General features: G+C 39.4%; 18 protein-coding genes and 1 riboswitch. Of the genes, 6 read left to right on the top strand and 12 right to left on the bottom strand.

What is annotated here, in order from left to right; all coding sequences use genetic code 11:
- Positions 1-113: 113 nt before the first annotated feature.
- The 4 genes from PSR12_RS08755 to PSR12_RS08740 are packed head-to-tail and all read right to left on the bottom strand — an operon-like array spanning position 114 to position 3,867.
- Complete coding sequence (locus PSR12_RS08755; RefSeq protein WP_221680840.1) at positions 114-1,121, bottom strand: FecCD family ABC transporter permease; 1,008 nt, start codon at positions 1,119-1,121, stop codon at positions 114-116.
- Positions 1,114-2,115, bottom strand: a complete 1,002-nt coding sequence (locus tag PSR12_RS08750; protein ID WP_048390305.1) for a FecCD family ABC transporter permease — start codon at positions 2,113-2,115, stop codon at positions 1,114-1,116. Before PSR12_RS08750 ends, PSR12_RS08755 begins: the two co-directional genes overlap by 8 nt.
- A gap of 23 nt (positions 2,116-2,138) precedes the next feature.
- Positions 2,139-3,065 (bottom strand): iron-hydroxamate ABC transporter substrate-binding protein, encoded by a 927-nt coding sequence (locus tag PSR12_RS08745; protein WP_004229355.1) that lies wholly within the window; start codon positions 3,063-3,065, stop codon positions 2,139-2,141.
- Positions 3,066-3,078: 13 nt separating this feature from the next.
- Entirely contained in the window at positions 3,079-3,867 is a 789-nt protein-coding gene (locus tag PSR12_RS08740; protein ID WP_004229357.1) for an ABC transporter ATP-binding protein, read from the bottom strand.
- Positions 3,868-4,014: 147 nt separating this feature from the next.
- Between PSR12_RS08740 and PSR12_RS08735 the strand changes: the two genes are divergently transcribed.
- A complete protein-coding gene (locus PSR12_RS08735) occupies positions 4,015-5,064 on the top strand; it encodes an NAD(P)/FAD-dependent oxidoreductase (protein ID WP_221680839.1) in 1,050 nt (349 codons plus the stop codon).
- Positions 5,065-5,113: 49 nt separating this feature from the next.
- Here the strand turns inward: PSR12_RS08735 and PSR12_RS08730 are convergent, their stop codons facing one another.
- Positions 5,114-5,356 carry a hypothetical protein gene (locus PSR12_RS08730; RefSeq protein WP_004229360.1) on the bottom strand — a complete coding sequence of 81 codons (243 nt, stop codon included), beginning with the start codon at positions 5,354-5,356 and terminating at the stop codon, positions 5,114-5,116.
- A 230-nt stretch (positions 5,357-5,586) separates the two neighbouring features.
- On the opposite strand from PSR12_RS08730, the gene PSR12_RS08725 reads away from it, so the two are divergent.
- From PSR12_RS08725 to PSR12_RS08710, 4 genes are all read left to right on the top strand, one after another.
- On the top strand, positions 5,587-6,198 hold the full coding sequence (locus tag PSR12_RS08725) for a class I SAM-dependent methyltransferase (protein ID WP_221680838.1): 612 nt from the start codon (positions 5,587-5,589) through the stop codon (positions 6,196-6,198).
- Positions 6,199-6,352: 154 nt separating this feature from the next.
- Positions 6,353-7,534 carry a DUF418 domain-containing protein gene (locus PSR12_RS08720; protein ID WP_257521884.1) on the top strand — a complete coding sequence of 394 codons (1,182 nt, stop codon included), beginning with the start codon at positions 6,353-6,355 and terminating at the stop codon, positions 7,532-7,534.
- Entirely contained in the window at positions 7,494-8,606 is a 1,113-nt protein-coding gene (locus PSR12_RS08715) for a sensor histidine kinase (protein ID WP_274772690.1), read from the top strand. Before PSR12_RS08720 ends, PSR12_RS08715 begins: the two co-directional genes overlap by 41 nt.
- Positions 8,603-9,208 carry a response regulator transcription factor gene (locus PSR12_RS08710; protein WP_221680835.1) on the top strand — a complete coding sequence of 202 codons (606 nt, stop codon included), beginning with the start codon at positions 8,603-8,605 and terminating at the stop codon, positions 9,206-9,208. The genes PSR12_RS08715 and PSR12_RS08710 overlap by 4 nt, the downstream gene beginning before the upstream one ends.
- A 99-nt stretch (positions 9,209-9,307) precedes the next feature.
- On the opposite strand, the gene PSR12_RS08705 is transcribed toward PSR12_RS08710, so the two are convergent.
- From PSR12_RS08705 to PSR12_RS08675, 7 genes are all read right to left on the bottom strand, one after another.
- Positions 9,308-10,393 carry a hypothetical protein gene (locus PSR12_RS08705; protein WP_274772688.1) on the bottom strand — a complete coding sequence of 362 codons (1,086 nt, stop codon included), beginning with the start codon at positions 10,391-10,393 and terminating at the stop codon, positions 9,308-9,310.
- Positions 10,394-10,549: 156 nt separating this feature from the next.
- On the bottom strand, positions 10,550-11,254 hold the full coding sequence (locus tag PSR12_RS08700) for an ankyrin repeat domain-containing protein (RefSeq protein WP_446720651.1): 705 nt from the start codon (positions 11,252-11,254) through the stop codon (positions 10,550-10,552).
- 115 nt (positions 11,255-11,369) lie between these two features.
- On the bottom strand, positions 11,370-12,056 hold the full coding sequence (locus PSR12_RS08695) for a response regulator transcription factor (RefSeq protein ID WP_274772686.1): 687 nt from the start codon (positions 12,054-12,056) through the stop codon (positions 11,370-11,372).
- Positions 12,034-13,512 (bottom strand): sensor histidine kinase, encoded by a 1,479-nt coding sequence (locus PSR12_RS08690; protein WP_257521880.1) that lies wholly within the window; start codon positions 13,510-13,512, stop codon positions 12,034-12,036. The genes PSR12_RS08695 and PSR12_RS08690 overlap by 23 nt, the downstream gene beginning before the upstream one ends.
- Before the next feature lie 178 nt (positions 13,513-13,690).
- The gene (locus tag PSR12_RS08685) at positions 13,691-15,052 is read right to left on the bottom strand and encodes a PepSY-associated TM helix domain-containing protein (RefSeq protein ID WP_274772684.1); all 1,362 of its coding nucleotides are present in this window, start codon (positions 15,050-15,052) and stop codon (positions 13,691-13,693) included.
- A 169-nt stretch (positions 15,053-15,221) separates the two neighbouring features.
- Positions 15,222-15,389: a hypothetical protein gene (locus tag PSR12_RS08680; RefSeq protein ID WP_257521879.1), complete on the bottom strand. Its 168-nt coding sequence runs from the start codon at positions 15,387-15,389 to the stop codon at positions 15,222-15,224.
- 62 nt (positions 15,390-15,451) lie between these two features.
- Positions 15,452-15,574: a hypothetical protein gene (locus PSR12_RS08675; RefSeq protein ID WP_004229388.1), complete on the bottom strand. Its 123-nt coding sequence runs from the start codon at positions 15,572-15,574 to the stop codon at positions 15,452-15,454.
- 30 nt (positions 15,575-15,604) lie between these two features.
- A riboswitch (cobalamin riboswitch) is annotated at positions 15,605-15,796 on the bottom strand.
- Positions 15,797-16,137: 341 nt separating this feature from the next.
- Between PSR12_RS08675 and PSR12_RS08670 the strand changes: the two genes are divergently transcribed.
- Positions 16,138-16,503: a VOC family protein gene (locus PSR12_RS08670; protein ID WP_221680829.1), complete on the top strand. Its 366-nt coding sequence runs from the start codon at positions 16,138-16,140 to the stop codon at positions 16,501-16,503.
- The last annotated feature ends 176 nt before the right edge of the window (positions 16,504-16,679 follow it).

The following is a 16,679-nucleotide window of genomic DNA, read 5'->3' as shown; positions in this document are numbered from 1 at the left end:
AATGAGGTTCCTAAAAACTTGCTATATAGAATGCCTAAAATAAAAATTTCCCTATTTTCGCTAAAACAAAAGTCTTTTCTTTCGAGCATCACTCAATTTTGATTAGTACTTTTCTAGACACTCTTCCGCAATAAATACAGAAAATAAGGTGCGCCAATAAATGCAACAACAATCCCAGCAGGAACCGTTGCACTTGCAATAGCAACACGTCCAATGGTATCAGCGAGCATTAGCAAGCTTGCGCCAATGAATAGCGTCAGTGGTAAAAAGAATTGGTAGCGTGGACCAACGAGCTGTTTTGCAATATGGGGAGCCATCAAACCGATGAAGGCTACGCCCCCTGTTACGGATACAGCGGCAGCCGCTAGTGCAACCGCAACAATTAATAATCGGAAACGTTCTCTCCCAATGTTCATACCAAGACCGACTGCTGTTTGCTCCGTCATGGCTAAGACGTTTAACACGTTGGCTTTATAGAAAATGTAAGGGATGCCCAGTACAAGCCAAGGCATTAGCGCCCAGAAAAATGGCCAATCTGTGCCCCACACATTTCCGGCTAGCCATTGTGCAATAAATTGTACATCGCTCCGTTCAGCAGAGGAGATTAATACCATCATGACCCCGGATAAGGCTGATGCTACGCCTACCCCTACTAAAATAAACTGCACAGGATGGACACCCTTATTACGCTGATAAGAGAAAAAGTAAATACCCAGTGCTGTCACAAAGGCACTACAAAAGCCGACAATCGGTAAAATATAGGCAAAGTGAGGAAGGTCGCCATCTACTAGCAAATAAAAGACAGTAATCCCAACACCTGCACCAGCACTGATACCTATAATTCCTGGGTCTGCTAAATCATTACGGGTTACGCCCTGCAATACGGCCCCTGCCAGTGCTAATGCCATACCCGCAGACGCTAGCACAAACATTCTAGGTAAACGGACTGAAAAGAGCACAAAGGACTCTTTAAAACTACCATCGCCCAGTAAGGTTGGAAGAATTCGGTCAATAGAAACCGAAGCAGCACCTAATGAAATCCCTAGAATAAAAATGAACAAGGTTACCACAAGCCATATGAGTAACCATTTACGTTGTTTTTTGCGACCTTCTTTAAACAAATTGACGTCCTCCCTTCCGCACTAATAATAGGAAGAATGGAAGACCTAAAATCGAAATAATAGCGACAACTGGCGTTTCATAAGGTGCGTTAATCATGCGCCCTGCAAAATCAGCCAACACCATAAACCAGCCACCAACAATGGCGCTCATCGGTAAGACAAAACGATAGTCTGTCCCAACAAACGCGCGGACAATATGCGGTACCATTAAGCCAACGAAAGCTAGATTTCCGACGAGGGCCACAGCAGAGCCTGCCAGAATAACTACAACGAACATCATTACACCCTTTACGAGCGTAGTATTTTGTCCGACACCTACTGCTACTTCCTCATTTAAGCTTAAAATCGTTAATTGACGACTAAAAGCAAATGAAAGCAGTAAGCCAATAATAATAACAGGTACGATCAATAATGCCTGCCATGTTGTGCCAATGAAACCGCCACTTGTCCACATGGATACATCCTTGGAAATTTGAAATAAAATGCCTGTCCCTTCAGCGATTGCCTGTAATAATGCTGTGACAGCTGCACCAGCTAAAACAAGCTTTAAAGGGGAAAAGCCTTTTTTAGTAGAGGCACCAATCCCATAAACTAACATCATTCCGATTCCCGCTCCAACAAAGCAGGCTAAAATTAACGTATAATACGAGAATTTAGGGATGAATGCCATTGTTAAAGCAAGGGCAGCATTTGCCCCTGCCGTTAAACCAAGCAGCCCTGGATCAGCTAATGGATTTCGTGTAACCCCTTGCATAATCGCCCCAGCGACAGCGAGGGCACTCCCAACAAAAATAGCTGCAATGATACGAGGAAATCGAATTTCACGTAAAATCGTGTAATGTTTACCTCCACTTTGTCCGACAATTGCTTGAAAGACATCTTGAATGCTTGTATTCGCTGCCCCTAAGCACAGCGAGATACTGGCAGTACCAATTAATACAAGCAATGCAAGCAATACCTGAAGCCAAAATGGAAGCTTTCGAAACTTTGTCATTCGCCTTCGCTACTCTCTACTAATTATTGTAAAAATTTCTCTTCAAAGAACTTCAGTTGATGTTCTAATGTGATAGGGTCATTGAAATAAAAGGCATTTGCATTCACTTCAAATAAATGACCATTTTTCACTGCTTCTAAATCTTTAAACCATGCTGCATCTGTAAAGGAATTATCTTGATCTTGGAACATACTAAAAATCACGTAGTCACCTGCATATTCCCCTAAAACTTCTTGAGAAATGGCATAGTAGCCAGGCTCTAACGCTGTTTCTTTTACTTTCTCAGGCATTTTCAAGCCCATTTCTTGATATAAAATCTCTGTTCCACGACCCCAGTTATCGCCATAAATATAGAACTGTTTATTAAAGTTCTCTGCTACTGTTACAGTCGCATCTTCACCGATTTTTTCTTTAATCTTTTTACCAGCTTCTGCTGCACGTGTTTTAAAATCTTCTACCCAAGCAGTTGCTTCTTTTTCTTTATTCACAACTTTACCGATTTCGATGAACTGCTGTAAATAGTCTACTTTACCATACGTAAATAATACAGTTGGCGCGATCTCTGCTAATTTATCAGCATTTTCAATACCATTTAAGCCAATAATTAAATCTGGTTCTAGCTCAAGAATTTTTTCAATATCTGTATTTTCAACTACGACAGCATCTTTAATTGCATCTTCAAAGTTGGGATTTTTTGCTGCCCATGCATCCACACCAACAACATTTACATCAAGCTGTAATAAGCTTCCTACAAAAGAAGATAGTACAACAACACGTTTCGGATTTGCTGGTACTTCTACAGGACCTGACTCTGATTGATATGTGATTGTTTCTGATGAAGCTTCCTCTTTTGAGCCCTCATCCGCCTTCTCTGTTTTTTCTTCCTTACTGCCACATGCTGCAAGTACTAGGACAAGCATCATAAACATTGGTAAAAGCCACTTTTTCATTGTTATTCTCCTTTTAAATGGTTTGTAATAAGTCATATGTAATGCACATTGGTTTGTTTGTTCGTGGATCTTTGCCAATAACTGCATCTATATTAAATACTTTTTTCAATACTTCTGGAACCATCACTTCTTCAGCCGTTCCGAATTTTACAAGCTCACCTTGTGAAAGCGCTACAATATAATCTGAAAAACGTGCCGCTTGATTTAAATCATGGAGGACCATGACAATTGTGCGCCCCTGTTCTTCATTCAGCTTGTAAAGTAGCTCTAAAACTTCTAGCTGATGAGCCATATCTAAATAAGTTGTTGGTTCATCTAAAAAGATAATGTCGGTTTCTTGGGCCAATGCCATCGCAATCCATACGCGCTGACGTTGTCCACCAGACAAAGCATCTACAGATTGTAAACGGAATTCTTCTGTTTTGGTTACCTGTAAAGCCCAGCCAATAACATCTTTATCTTTTTGTGATAAATTCCCGAAGCCCTTTTGATAAGGAAATCGACCGTAGGATACAAGCTCTTCCACTGTTAAACCATGTGCACTTTCTGGACTCTGTGGTAAGATTGCCAGCTCTTTTGCTAACTCTTTTGTTTTCATCTTGGAGATATTTTGACCATCTAATACGACCTGTCCACTCTCATGCTTTAAAATCCGTGTGATAGCCTTTAACAAGGTTGATTTTCCACAACCATTTGAACCAATGATTGTCGTGATTTTGCCATCAGGAATTTGCAGCGATAAGTCATGCACAATCGTTTTATTCTCATAACCAACACGAATCGATTCAACTTCTAAACGCAAATCGGACCCTCACTTTCTTTTTACTTCTTTCCATGCTATGATATTCAAAGTTAAAAATGATAATCATTATCACTAGAATTAGTCTAGTTATCTGATAAGATTTTGTCAATTACTTTTTTACTATTTGTTAAGGATGTGGCAATAAAAATGCAGCATGTGTATGATGTGACAATTATTGGCGGCGGTCCAGCTGGCTTATATAGTGCTTTTTATAGTGGTTTACGGGGTTTAAAAACAAAATTATTAGAAAGTCAACCACAGCTTGGCGGTAAAGTATTACTTTATCCTGAAAAGCTGATATGGGATATTGGGGGGCATCCTCCCGTCTTGGGCGAACAATTTGTTAAACAATTAATCGAGCAAGCTAAAACATTTGATCCTACTATTTTGACAGGTACAAAAGTGGATTTAATTGAACGTCACAATGATATTTTTGTGATACATACAGCAGCTGGTGAAAAGCATTATTCTAAAACGGTACTGTTAGCTGTAGGTGGCGGCATTATTAGCCCTCAAAAGCTAACACTTGAGGGCGCTGAAAAATATGAAATGGCCAATCTACATTACACTGTGCAATCATATAAACGTTTTGTCGATAAGGATATCATCATCTCAGGCGGTGGTAATGCAGCCATTGATTGGGCTGTTGAATTAAGTCCGATTGCCAAAAGCGTAACGGTTGTTTACCGCAAAGAGAATCTATCAGCTCACGAAGCCACTGTACAGGAAGCACTGGATGCAGGTGTGCGCATTGAGTGTAATACAACGATTACAAAGCTTTCCGCAAATACTGATAAAACGGCTATTCAATTAGTCACATGTGAGAATATGATAACGAAGCAAAGTTATACGCGTCAAATTGATGAGGTAATCGTCAGTCATGGCTATAATCGTGAGGCGTCTCTTGCATTTGATGAGGCCATTGCCATTCCAAAAAAGGATGATTATTATGTTGAAGGAAAAGCAACAGGTGAAACAGCACAGCCAGGTATTTTTGCAGCAGGTGATATTTTATCATTTGATGGAAAAATTAATTTGTTACTTGGCACTTTCCAAGATGCAGCCAATGCAGTCAATTCTATAAAAACGTATTTAGAACCAACTGCCTATCGTCATGGCATGGTGTCCTCACATAATGAGCTATTTAAAGAGAAAAATCGCTCTATTATCGAAAAGCAATTTGCACCAGCCCACTAAACCTAAATATAACCCTCTTAAGATCCTGATCTTAAGAGGGTTTCTGATTTTATCTAAATAAACTTAATAACGCTCCCATCTGTCTCAACATATTTACTCCATTTGTAATCGTCCCAGCATGCCCCATAATTGTATTTAAATGATCTGGTAAATTTCCTAATCTAGGACCTTGCTGTTGCTGATTGGGAGAATAGTATGGTTGCACCATCCTACCTCGAAAAGGTGGGCCAAAATATTGCCTATTGTTTGGCGGATATGGACCTCTTCTAGCATTCGGCTGAAAATATGGCATTTATACACCCCCTATCTGAAAGCTTCTAACTAGTATATGTGAAAATTTTTATAGCGAATTAGACTTTTGGAGAAGAGGTTAAAAATAATAAGGGAACCATACTAATTTCTCTGTCATACTATAAGAAAAAAGAAGGTGGTACTATTCAAGGCTCTCATTATCTTACCTTTTTAGCTAAGTTCGGGGTCGGAGGCGCACATCCTGGGGGCATTAATCTATCAAAGGCTGTCTTGCAAGCAGAGAATATCGAGCAAAACGCACATATTTTAGATGTGGGATGTGGTACAGGGCAAACGGCTGCTTATTTAGCATCTTCCTATCAAGCAAACGTCACAGGTCTCGATATTCAGCCCATCATGATAGAAAAGGCTCGTCAGCGTATGGATAAAGCGCGTCTACCTGTTAAACTTCTGCAAGGCTCTATTGAACAAACATCGTTAGCGAACGAGACATTTGACTTGATTCTAGCTGAGTCGGTTCTGGCTTTTGTTAATTTGCAGCAGGCTTTGCAGGAAATTTATCGTTTATTGAAAAAAGGTGGCCGCTTTATTGCTATCGAATTTACTATTCCTAAAACACTTCGTACCGAACTTGCAGACGACCTCCAACAATTTTACGGCTTTCAGTCTCTCCTCAGGAAAAAGGATTGGGTAAGACTACTGCAACAGGCTGGTTTTTATGATATCCATATACAAAAAAACAAATCCATCTCATCCAAGCCTGAATTTCAAGTTTCCACAGATCTAGAATCGGAATTCTATGAAATCATGGATCAGCATATTGCCATGAATGAAAAATACGAAGACATTTTAGACTATCGCATCTATACTTGTACAAAATAATGAGCCGGCAGCAAAAGCGTTGCTGGTTTTTTTGTGCTGTCACAGCATACTTTATGACACCTGTCATCAAGATTCTTTGACTGGTGTGAATAGGTTTTTTTTTGAGATTTTCTTATCCTTAAGGTAAGAAAACAAAGAAAGAGTGATCGAACTTATGCAAACACAACAAAGACTTCCCTTTATCGATATGTTAAGAGGCTTTGCCGTCTTAGGAACGCTTGGTACAAATATTTGGATATTTGCTTATCTTGGTGATTTATCGTATATCACCACAAGTGATTATTCTGGTTGGTGGTCCTTCAATGATTTTTTACGTATGGTTGTATTATTTTTCGTTAATGGCAAGCTGCTTGGATTGTTAACAATTATGTTCGGTGTAGGTCTACAATTAAAATATCAGCAAGCCTTACGTAGAGGTACAGCTTGGCCAGGAGTGTACCTGTGGACTATCGTTTTTTTAGGGTTAGAGGGGCTACTGCACTACACGCTTGTGATGGAGTATGATATTTTAATGAGTTATGCTGTTACAGCATTCATCGTCGCTTTTATTGTACGTTTGGGTGATAAGGTCATGACAGGAGCCTTTTATTTTTTTGGTGGCTTTCACATCCTATTGATTCTGCTTATTTTTATCAGTACCTTACAAGGAGCGGGTGTTTCCTTAAATGGCATGGCGTCCGTTACTGAGCTCTATGAACATGGTACATGGTTTGCACAGGTGCAGCATCGTCTCACAAACTTTTTATTTTATCGCTCAGAAGCTATATTTATTATCCCAATGAATGTCTTTTTATTTTTACTTGGCGTGAGGTTCATGCGTAATGGGGTATTTTCACCAACAGACAAAGGACGTCAAACTCGACAAAAGCTCTTTAAAATCGGTGTATTCATTGGCTTTCCTATCAATCTGCTTATTTTTATTCCTGGGGGGCTTTTTGATTTACCTGTTCGCTATCTTTGTGCCCCTATTCTATCCATTGGCTATATTGGAATTTTAGGTAAACTGGTAGAATATAAGAAGCTAGACTGGCTTTGGCAGCGCTTTGCTCATGTCGGTAAAATGTCTTTAAGCTGCTATGTCCTTCAAAACGTGCTTGCGTCGATTATTTTTTATGGCTGGGGGCTTGGCTTAGGTGGGCAAGTCAATAGCTTCTCTGTCATTGGTATTTGGCTATCTCTATCAATCTTACAACTTGTTATAGCATTTGCTTGGTTACAGCAATTTCAAATGGGCCCTATGGAATGGATTCGTAAAAAAGCCCTTCAAGCGATGACACAGCAATCAGCAACAAAGGATGGTGCTAGTAATAAAAATATATCCAAGAGAACAAATTAAGCATTATTTAATCATTGATGCAGCTTCTGTCATTTTCCTATTCGCACTAGTACTAGGGTCTCATTCCCTTCCCTTAGCTATGAAAATAACAGTGCTCCTTTTATACCTAATAGCCTTCTACATTGCTTTATGGCATCGAGATTGGAGGCTACTTGCTGCATCTCTAGTAGCCTTTGTCCTGATCACCTTACTTAGCATAATTGTCGATCCTTTTATGCTTATTTTTGGCTTTACCTTTGCCGATTTACTAGGACGGGCAAAATCAAAATGGCATATTGCCTGTGGAATTGTAGCCATCGCTGTCATGTTTTTGACGGTTTTGTACATGACAACCGACTCTCTTTTACCGAAGGAATCACAGGTACTAGTACCGATTATGATGTTTCAACTAGTGCTCCCGATTCTCATTTATTTTGTGGAAAAGTCCAAAAATCTGCAAGCTGAACTGGCAGATGTAAATACTCAGCTTGTTCAGCAAGAGGAACGACAACGGATCGCTAGAGACCTTCATGATACAATTGGCCATACGCTCACAATGATTAAAGTAAAAACCGAACTAACGACCAAACTGATTGACCGAGATCCTTCAAGCGTGAAGCCTGAGCTACATGACATATTAGCCACTACCCGTACCGCCTTAAAACAAGTACGTGAGCTTGTGTCTGATATGAATTTTATTTCACTGCACACGGAGCTTATCCATTGCCAACAGCTTTTACAAAGCGCGAATATTACGACAACCCTTGACAATCATTGTCCTCAAATCGTACTTTCTAGTGTGGAGGAAACGATGCTTGCTCTATGTGTACGAGAGACGACTACGAATATTCTCAAGCATAGTCAGGCAAAAAAATGCCATTTCACCATTCAATGTTGTGCTGGACACTATACACTTGTGATGAAAGACGATGGCATCGGTTTACAGTCACAAGCACGTGGGAATGGCATCCACTCCATAAAAGAAAGAATGCATATGCTGCAAGGCTATGCCCTGATTGAAAGTGACACACCAGTAGGCACCAGCGTCACACTTACTCTACCAATTCAAGATGGAAAGGAGCCTCTAACATGATACGTGTATTACTAGCAGAAGACCAACAAATGTTACGTGGTGCCCTAACTTCGCTACTAGCGTTTGAGCCTGATATTGAAGTCATAGCTGAGGTGGCGGATGGACAACAAGCATGGGAATTGATCCAGCAGGAGCCACCAGATATTTGCCTAGTCGATATTGAAATGCCCCATCTATCAGGGCTTGAGCTTGCTGAAAAGATTAAACAGGCCAACCTCCCTTGCAAGGTAATGATTGTGACAACCTTTGCACGCCCTGGCTATTTGCAGAAGGCAATGGATTGCGAGGTACACGGCTATCTATTGAAAGATGAACCCATTGATTATTTAATCGCTACTATACGAAAAATCATGCAGGGAGAAAAGGTGGTCAGCAAGGATTTAGCCGCCTCCTTATTTATGAAGGAGTCAAACCCTTTAAATGAACGAGAAATTGCGGTGCTTCAGCTAGTCAAAAAAGGCTTGACCACAAACGAAATCAGTAAGCAATTATTTTTAACGAAGGGCACGATTCGCAATTATTTATCCACATCTATTCAAAAGCTACAAGTTGAATCTAGACAGCAAGCCGCTCAGGTAGCAGGCGAAAAAGGCTGGCTATAAAAAAAATCTCGCCACAGCTGTGACGAGATTTTTACAATGGTAGCATAAGACACGTTCCTAGGTTTCAAATGACAGATTCATTATTAAGCAAAAGAACGTTTATTTTCCTTGTAGAACTAAATTGGTTGCTGTAGCCCAGTTGTTTAATGGGGTTACGGTATAGCTGACATTTGTTTTCAACGTACCACCATTCGTTAGATCAAAAATACCTATAGCACCTTTACGTGATGAATAACGATATTGTGCTTGCAATGTACTCCCATCACTGCCTTTTAACGCTACACTTCGGCCAGCAAGTAAATCAGATTGCGGATCGTTTCTTAATTGTAATTCAAAGGATTTTTCATCCATGGCCTTCACTGACTGCAGGCTGAGTGGCGCGATTTCGTTCGCTACAAAGCTCTTTACATCTATTTCCGCCCATTGTGCGTACACACGGTAAGTCACACCTGGTTTTAAAACTTTGCCAGCAGGGAGTCTAAATTGAGGAGCTTGTCTGCCATCAGCTGCCTGTGTAAATGGAACATAATTAGCTACAAATTCTTCTCCCTCACTTGTTTTCACTGTCACATAGCGATCACGTAATGAGGAAATAACATCAAAGCGTTTTCCGCTAGCATCTCGATTATGACGATCTAAGCTAAATGCTAAATCTCCTCGACTCGCGCGATAGGCTTCAATAATATTAGCATAATCTACTACGCCATCCTCCTGAAAGGATTCCAATGTGAATGTATCATTTGTGACTTGCTCCACATTGCGTACATATACCTTTTCATCTGTGCCATCAAAAACCTTATTGCGTTGCTCTTTATAGCTCAATGTATAGATAAAATCATCCTCTTGGAATGTTGTTGGTACAATATATGTACGCTTAGAGCCGGTCATTAAGCGTGGCACATTGACAATCTCTAAATCTCCATTAAACGTAAAATGTTTTTTTATAGCATCTAAATGATTGAGGTCTATATCAGCTGCTGCCAATGGCTGATTAAATGTAATTTGTAGGGTCATTGTATTTAATGACTTGATGTTTGTAATTTTAGCTACTTGCTCGTTTTCCGCTGCTACTACTGCTTTATTGCTTGCCGCATCTGCATTTAGTTGTTCGCCTACGGTTACTAGACCTGCTGATAATACGGATAAAGCTAATGCTGCTGGGACAATGCGTTTTCTTAATTTCATTTGTTGAACACTCCTTTATGGTGTTATTTAGTTTACAAAATTTATCATAAGCTCCATATCTAAACTGCCAATAAATAAACTATTAAAAAAGAATTAAAAAATAGGAAAAAGAATTTAAGAACAAAAAACTGTAGAGAGCCATCTCTACAGTTTGAGTTATTTTGCGCCTGCTGCAAGTAGAATTTGTTCGATTTCTTTAAATCCTCGCTGTTTTGCATGTTGCAGTGGTGTCACGTTATTTTGATCGGGAATATTTACATCAGCACCATGTTCAATTAGTCGTTGTATTACGCTTTGCTGTGTTGGATTGCCGTTATTTAAGACAATCGCCTCCATCAGGGCTGTCCAGCCTAAATGATTCACATGATTGACGTCAATATCGGTATTGCTCAATAGCTCCTCAATGACCTCCACATGACCGTGCTCTGCTGCTGGTATAAGTGCCGTTCCCCCATATCGATTTAAAATAGTCGAATCAGCACCAGCTTGAATGGTCATCTTTAAAATAGCCAGATAGCCCTCCGCACCTGCATAGAGAAATGGTGTATTTTGCTGATTATCCTGAATATTAACATCTGCACCTGCATCTATTATTAATTTCGCTGCCTCGATATCCTGATTATAGGTAGCTATCATCAAAGCTGTTCGATTATTTGAATCTTGTACGTTGATGTCCCCTTTTTGACTTAAAACATGTTGAAGTCTATCGATATCTCCCTTTTCAGCTGCCTTTAGCAACTCACTCGCCCAATCTGTTTGTACCACTTCACTCCCTCCTCTATCCTGTTGTCTTGTATCCATTGTGGCACACCCTTGAAGCAAAAATGTTAATGCAATGATAACTGTCTGCCTTTTTTTCAATATTTATACACCGCCTTTCTTTCCTCAGTGTAAGCGGTAATGCTAAATTGCCCATTAACGAATTCTTAAAAAAGTCTAAAAAAACTACCCCGCCACAAGGACGAGGTAGTTTTACTTAAACATTGAAGCGATAGCCTGCACCCCATACTGTTTCCAAAAACTTGGGATGCGCTGGCTCTCGTTCAATTTTTTCACGTAGCTTTCGTATATGAACAGTGACAGTCGAAACGTCTGCAGCTGATTCATAGCCCCAGTTTCGCTCATATAGCTGTTCCTTACTTAATACTTGATTGGGGTGTCTAACAAAAAAGACAAGTAAATCAAATTCCTTCGTTGTAAAGGCAATCTCCTCACCATTAACAAACACCTTTCTAGCCGAAGTATCGATTGTAATGCCATGAATGGACATCATCTGATTTGTTTGTTGATGGCTCGCCAGACGCTCATATCTCGATAAATGGGCCTTGACCCTCGCTACTAATTCACTCGGACTAAATGGTTTTGTAATATAATCATCCGCTCCTAGTCCAAGACCACGAATTTTATCAATATCCTCCTTTTTAGCTGAAACAAATAAAATGGGAATATTGTGTACAGCTCGAATCTGTTTACAAATGTCAAAGCCACTTATGCCTGGGAGCATAATATCCAAGATGATTAAATCATAATTGCCTTTAAGTGCCTGCTGTAGCCCATCCTCTCCATGATGTTGGATATCTACTGTAAAGCCATTAATCTCTAAATAATCTCGTTGAAGCTCTGCTATGCTTACTTCGTCTTCAATTAGCAGAATTTTTTTCATGATGATTCACCTTCTCCTCAGCCTTTTTCAATGAAATGAATATGCTCGTCCCTTTCGCTAATTCACTCTTTGCCCAAATATCGCCACCCATTTCAACAACGATTTGCTTTGCAATGGCTAACCCTAAGCCACTGCCTCCTGTTTGCGAATTACGTGAAGGCTCCGCACGGTAAAATCGATCAAAAATATAGGGCAATGCGGCAGGATCAATGCCTGCACCATTATCTGTTACCTGAATAATCGCATCCTCTGCTCGCTCATGCAAGGAAATAATGATTTGCCTATACGGCTTATCCATATATTTTTCGCTATTACTTAAAAGGTTCGTCAGGACACGTCTTAATTTATCTCGGTCCACCATCGCCAAAAGCGGCGAGCCTGCTGATAGATATTGTAAATGAATGTCTCGTGCAATAAAATCAAAGCTTGCATCCTCTACATAATCATGCATATATTGCTGTAGATTGACGCTTTCTAATTGGAAGGGAATCTTTTTTAAGTCCAATTTAGAAAATAAGAATAGCTCATCAATTAATACATCCATATCCTTTGCCTTTGTATAGATAGTAGTTAAGTATTTATCCATTTTTTCCTCTGTATTTGCCACACCGTCTTTAATGCCCTCTACATAGCCGATAATGGAAGTCATCGGCGTTTTTAAATCATGGGAGATATTGGAGATGAGCTCCTTTCGATTTTCCTCGTATTGAAGCTGAAGCTGGATGGATTCTTTTAATTTGACTCTCATTTCCTCGAATGACCGATTCAGCTGACCAATTTCATCCTTCGAGTGGGTCGCAATCTCAAAATCCAAGTCGCCCGATTTAATTCGTTCTGCCCCTTCCTTTAATGCCGATATCGGTTTAATAATACTTCTTGAGACTAAATAATTTAAAAAGCCAATAATCATCATAAACAGGACAAATAAAATACCTAAAAGAATCGGTAACAGTTCCCTCGTTACCTCTGCATGGGAACTAACCTCTCTCAATACGAAAATACTGCCCTCTGTTTGATCTGGAAAATAAAAATCAAATTTGACATACGTATAAAAAGCTCGATTTATCATGATGGTGTCACGAGAATTAATATTGGTCTCTTCAAAGCTAGGCAAGCTTTGAAGCAATAATTGTTTATGCTCTTTCTGTGTTGAATACACGATTTGATGATCTTTTCGTACCACAATCTCTATCGAAGGCGCATTGATTTGTTCAAGCTGTTCGAGATCTAAAAGCTGCTGGGGACTTTTTTTAGCTAGTAATTTTAAATCTAGAAACGCATTTTCCTCTACTGTCGTCAAAGGCTTTTGGACATAAGATTTTTTATAAAAATGCTCAATCGCTTTGACATCACCTGTAATGGCAAAGGAAAAAAGAAAAACCGCTGCTAGTAATAGCGTGATGGCAATGATTATGACACCCACATATGATAGCAAAAACCTTGTTTTTATTGACATCTACATACCCCCATAAGCTGAAACTACTAGCAATGTACCATAAAAATCTTAAAACTTTATAAAATCATGCTGAAAAATCTATAAACATTTTTATCGCTTCAGTATAGTATTGCGTTCCTATAAATGAAATAAACAAAAAATATACGGCACAATCCCGCTGTGCCGTATCATCTTTGCTTTATTTAGTTTCTTCTGCTCTTAGCTTCTTCTTTGTTTGCCAACCTAAAATGATATATTCAATTAATGCCACAGCGATTAATGACGCACCAAATAGTGGCATCATAATCCCTAATATGACAAGGAAAATGATGAATGGCATGGATATTTTATGAGAAATTTGCGGTGGTGCAGACAGCTCCCCTTTTTTTCTACGTAAAATCCAAGTGCGAATGCCCCACACGATTACGGCTAAAAAGGCTAAACAAACCACTAAGTTTAAAAGCTTATTCGGCCAGCCGAATAAATGCCCCTCATGTAATGGTATCCCCCACGTAAAGAATTTAGCTAATAGGCCATAATCGTCATAATTCACTTGATCGATAAACTTGCCACTATACTGATCAAAATACATTGTAGCTTCCGCTGTAGGTTTTACATCTAGCCCTGTTACACCAGAATTACTAGCCTTCGCCACTGTATAGACGCCCTCACCGTTTGACGGATAAATGATAGAGTAAGGCTTAGCAATGTTCATCGAATTGATTTCTTTTTCAAGCTGAGCAATCGTCATTTGGCTGTCGTTCGTATAACGGACAGCACCACCACCATGATGCTGTGCATGTTCCCCTTCTGAGGTCGGTGCCTCTAATTGACGAGTGGCCCATGGAATTTCAGAGACATCAGATGTTGGTGGCTTTTGTTGGAGTAATGGATACCCAAAAGTCGGATTTTCTGACGCTATATCTGCTAGCATGGAACCTTGAAAAGCAGACCATAATAGCCCAGTCGAAATGAACATCACCATTGGAATCGTAATGATTGTCCCAACAAGCGCATGCAATCTCTTACTTTTTTGCCTCTTATTCTCCGACTTGCCCTTCTTTAGGAGATTTCCTTTGAATGTCATATAAAGACCTGACAGTAATAAAAAGATCGTCCAGCAAGCTGCTAGCTCTACTAAATAGTTGACAAAGGTCCCACCAATAAAGAGAGAGCTATGCGTATTTCTCATAATATTTGAAAATGTATAATCGGCATCCTGACTACCAACCATTTGATTGTGATCATCTAAAAATACGTACTTTTGTTTAGCGCCATTAGATAAAGTTAAACGCGTATTATAAGGCTCCTCCAACATAATCACTTTTGTAGTAGAGTATCCTGCAAATGCCGCCTCCGCTTTTTCCACGGCCTCATCAATTGTTAAGACCTCTTCCTTATGGCTTTCACCAAAGAAATAATCGTCATATAATCGATTTTCTACATCTGTAAAAAACAAATAACCAATCCCACTTAATGTGAGAGACAGCAATAAAGGCGTAATAAAAAGTGCTGCGAAAAAATGCAACCGCCAAAACCTAGAATAAAGCAAATTTTTCATATTTGATCTCCAATCTCTCTATTTATAGCAGATTAATTATATAAATAAAAAGTGAAATATGAATGAAGTCCTAAAGGCAGTTTTATGACAAACAAATGTATTCCAATTGGTATTATGTTATTTACTCACAAAAATGGCTACTTCGTTTTTCGAAGTAGCCAAACATATTCTATCCTCTTAATTCTTTCAAAACATTGGCGTACGCTGCTAAAATAGATTGCTCATGTGAAGCATCGTGCCCAACATAATGTTCGACAAGCTCCTTTAAAGGTTTAGGCTCTAGCATAATTTCAAATTTGAATAAGCTTTCATAGTACTCAACAACTTGTGGATTCATGTGGACCGCTCCTTTAATTTTTTACATAAAAAAACATCTTTCTCTCATCAGAAAGATGTCTACTATGACAAATACACGACATAATACGGTGATTGCCAGATGGAAAGAAGCTTTCTATTAAACATAGAAGCACCCTTTTTAGCAATCATCGTACTATGAGCATGCAGGAGAAATTCTCTAGTCACACTCAACACCCCCTATCCGCGTAGGTTTTTTGGCTGTACTAGATAAAGGCAGGTCTCCTGGCTTATGTTCATCACACATTTCACCTTCCCATTACGACTCGTAACAGTGGCCTTTTGAAATGTGCTCCCATTTACAGTTGCGGGACAGCGTCGGCTTCACACCGATCTTCCCTTTTAAACAAATTAAAAAATCTAATTTGTACCTCTATCCTATTATTCCGTTTTTATTATTATACCATAGTATTAAATCTTAACAGAATAGAAATGTTGTGCTTTTAAGTTCCAAAGACTAAATTTGGAGCTCTATCCCTCTCTTTTGAGGTTTTATCCACTTAATTTGAAGCGCTATCCTCTAGTTTTGAAGTTCTATCCACCCGTTTAAATTCTATCCTGCAATTTGATGATTCTATCCACCAGTTTTAGAATCCTATCCTCCACTTTTGAAGTTCTATCCGCTAGTTTAAACTCTATCCTTCAATATGATCTTTTACAAATCTATCCTCTCCTCCATTTCAAATATCTAGGAATTACTCTATAATTAAGAAAAAAGGGGGCGGTTTGAGATGATTATGGGTTTACATCATGTGCAAATTACAATTCCGAAAGGCTGTGAGGAGCAAGGGAAGGATTTTTATTGTCATGTTTTAGGACTTCCAGAATTAGAGAAGCCTGACTCTCTTAAAGGACGCGGGGGATTTTGGTTACAGCTTGGTCAACAGGAAGTCCATGTAGGGACAGAGGATGGCTTCGATCGTTTGACCACAAAGGCGCATATTGCGTATCAAGTAGCGGATATTCAGTATTGGAGGAAGAAGCTCACAGCACATCAAATCAAGATACTCGATTCTGTGCCTATTCCTCATTACGAGCGTTTTGAATTCCGTGATCCCTTTGGTAATCGTGTAGAAATGATACAGAAAATCGTGTAGGCTGCCTCGTTTTGGGGCAGCTTTTTTCATGGAATTGTTCCATATTACATCTTACTGAAACATTTGTAATAAAACTGTAAATTCCCTTGATAAAGCCTTTTATAGCAAGTGTTGAAGCCCTTCCTTCAGTCACCCTGGTAACATTTACCGCCCAGAAGCCCTACTTTTTCATGCTA

Origin of the sequence: Lysinibacillus sp. G01H (assembly GCF_028872195.1) — a bacterium.
Taxonomy (GTDB): Bacteria; Bacillota; Bacilli; order Bacillales_A; family Planococcaceae; genus Lysinibacillus; species Lysinibacillus capsici.
Note: the sequence above shows the minus strand (reverse complement) of the source record. Positions and strands in the feature narration are given on the sequence as shown.

What these genes read in the sequence shown, in the direction of transcription:
- PSR12_RS08680 (WP_257521879.1), bottom strand. Translation starts at nt 15,389, where the DNA reads ATGAATCCACAAGTTGTTGAGTACTATGAAAGCTTATTCAAATTTGAA.
- PSR12_RS08710 (WP_221680835.1), top strand. Translation starts at nt 8,603, where the DNA reads ATGATACGTGTATTACTAGCAGAAGACCAACAAATGTTACGTGGTGCC.
- PSR12_RS08750 (WP_048390305.1), bottom strand. Translation starts at nt 2,115, where the DNA reads ATGACAAAGTTTCGAAAGCTTCCATTTTGGCTTCAGGTATTGCTTGCA.
- PSR12_RS08730 (WP_004229360.1), bottom strand. Translation starts at nt 5,356, where the DNA reads ATGCCATATTTTCAGCCGAATGCTAGAAGAGGTCCATATCCGCCAAAC.
- PSR12_RS08715 (WP_274772690.1), top strand. Translation starts at nt 7,494, where the DNA reads ATGGTGCTAGTAATAAAAATATATCCAAGAGAACAAATTAAGCATTAT.
- PSR12_RS08735 (WP_221680839.1), top strand. Translation starts at nt 4,015, where the DNA reads ATGCAGCATGTGTATGATGTGACAATTATTGGCGGCGGTCCAGCTGGC.
- PSR12_RS08685 (WP_274772684.1), bottom strand. Translation starts at nt 15,052, where the DNA reads ATGAAAAATTTGCTTTATTCTAGGTTTTGGCGGTTGCATTTTTTCGCA.
- PSR12_RS08705 (WP_274772688.1), bottom strand. Translation starts at nt 10,393, where the DNA reads ATGAAATTAAGAAAACGCATTGTCCCAGCAGCATTAGCTTTATCCGTA.
- PSR12_RS08690 (WP_257521880.1), bottom strand. Translation starts at nt 13,512, where the DNA reads ATGTCAATAAAAACAAGGTTTTTGCTATCATATGTGGGTGTCATAATC.
- PSR12_RS08695 (WP_274772686.1), bottom strand. Translation starts at nt 12,056, where the DNA reads ATGAAAAAAATTCTGCTAATTGAAGACGAAGTAAGCATAGCAGAGCTT.
- PSR12_RS08720 (WP_257521884.1), top strand. Translation starts at nt 6,353, where the DNA reads ATGCAAACACAACAAAGACTTCCCTTTATCGATATGTTAAGAGGCTTT.
- PSR12_RS08670 (WP_221680829.1), top strand. Translation starts at nt 16,138, where the DNA reads ATGATTATGGGTTTACATCATGTGCAAATTACAATTCCGAAAGGCTGT.
- PSR12_RS08745 (WP_004229355.1), bottom strand. Translation starts at nt 3,065, where the DNA reads ATGAAAAAGTGGCTTTTACCAATGTTTATGATGCTTGTCCTAGTACTT.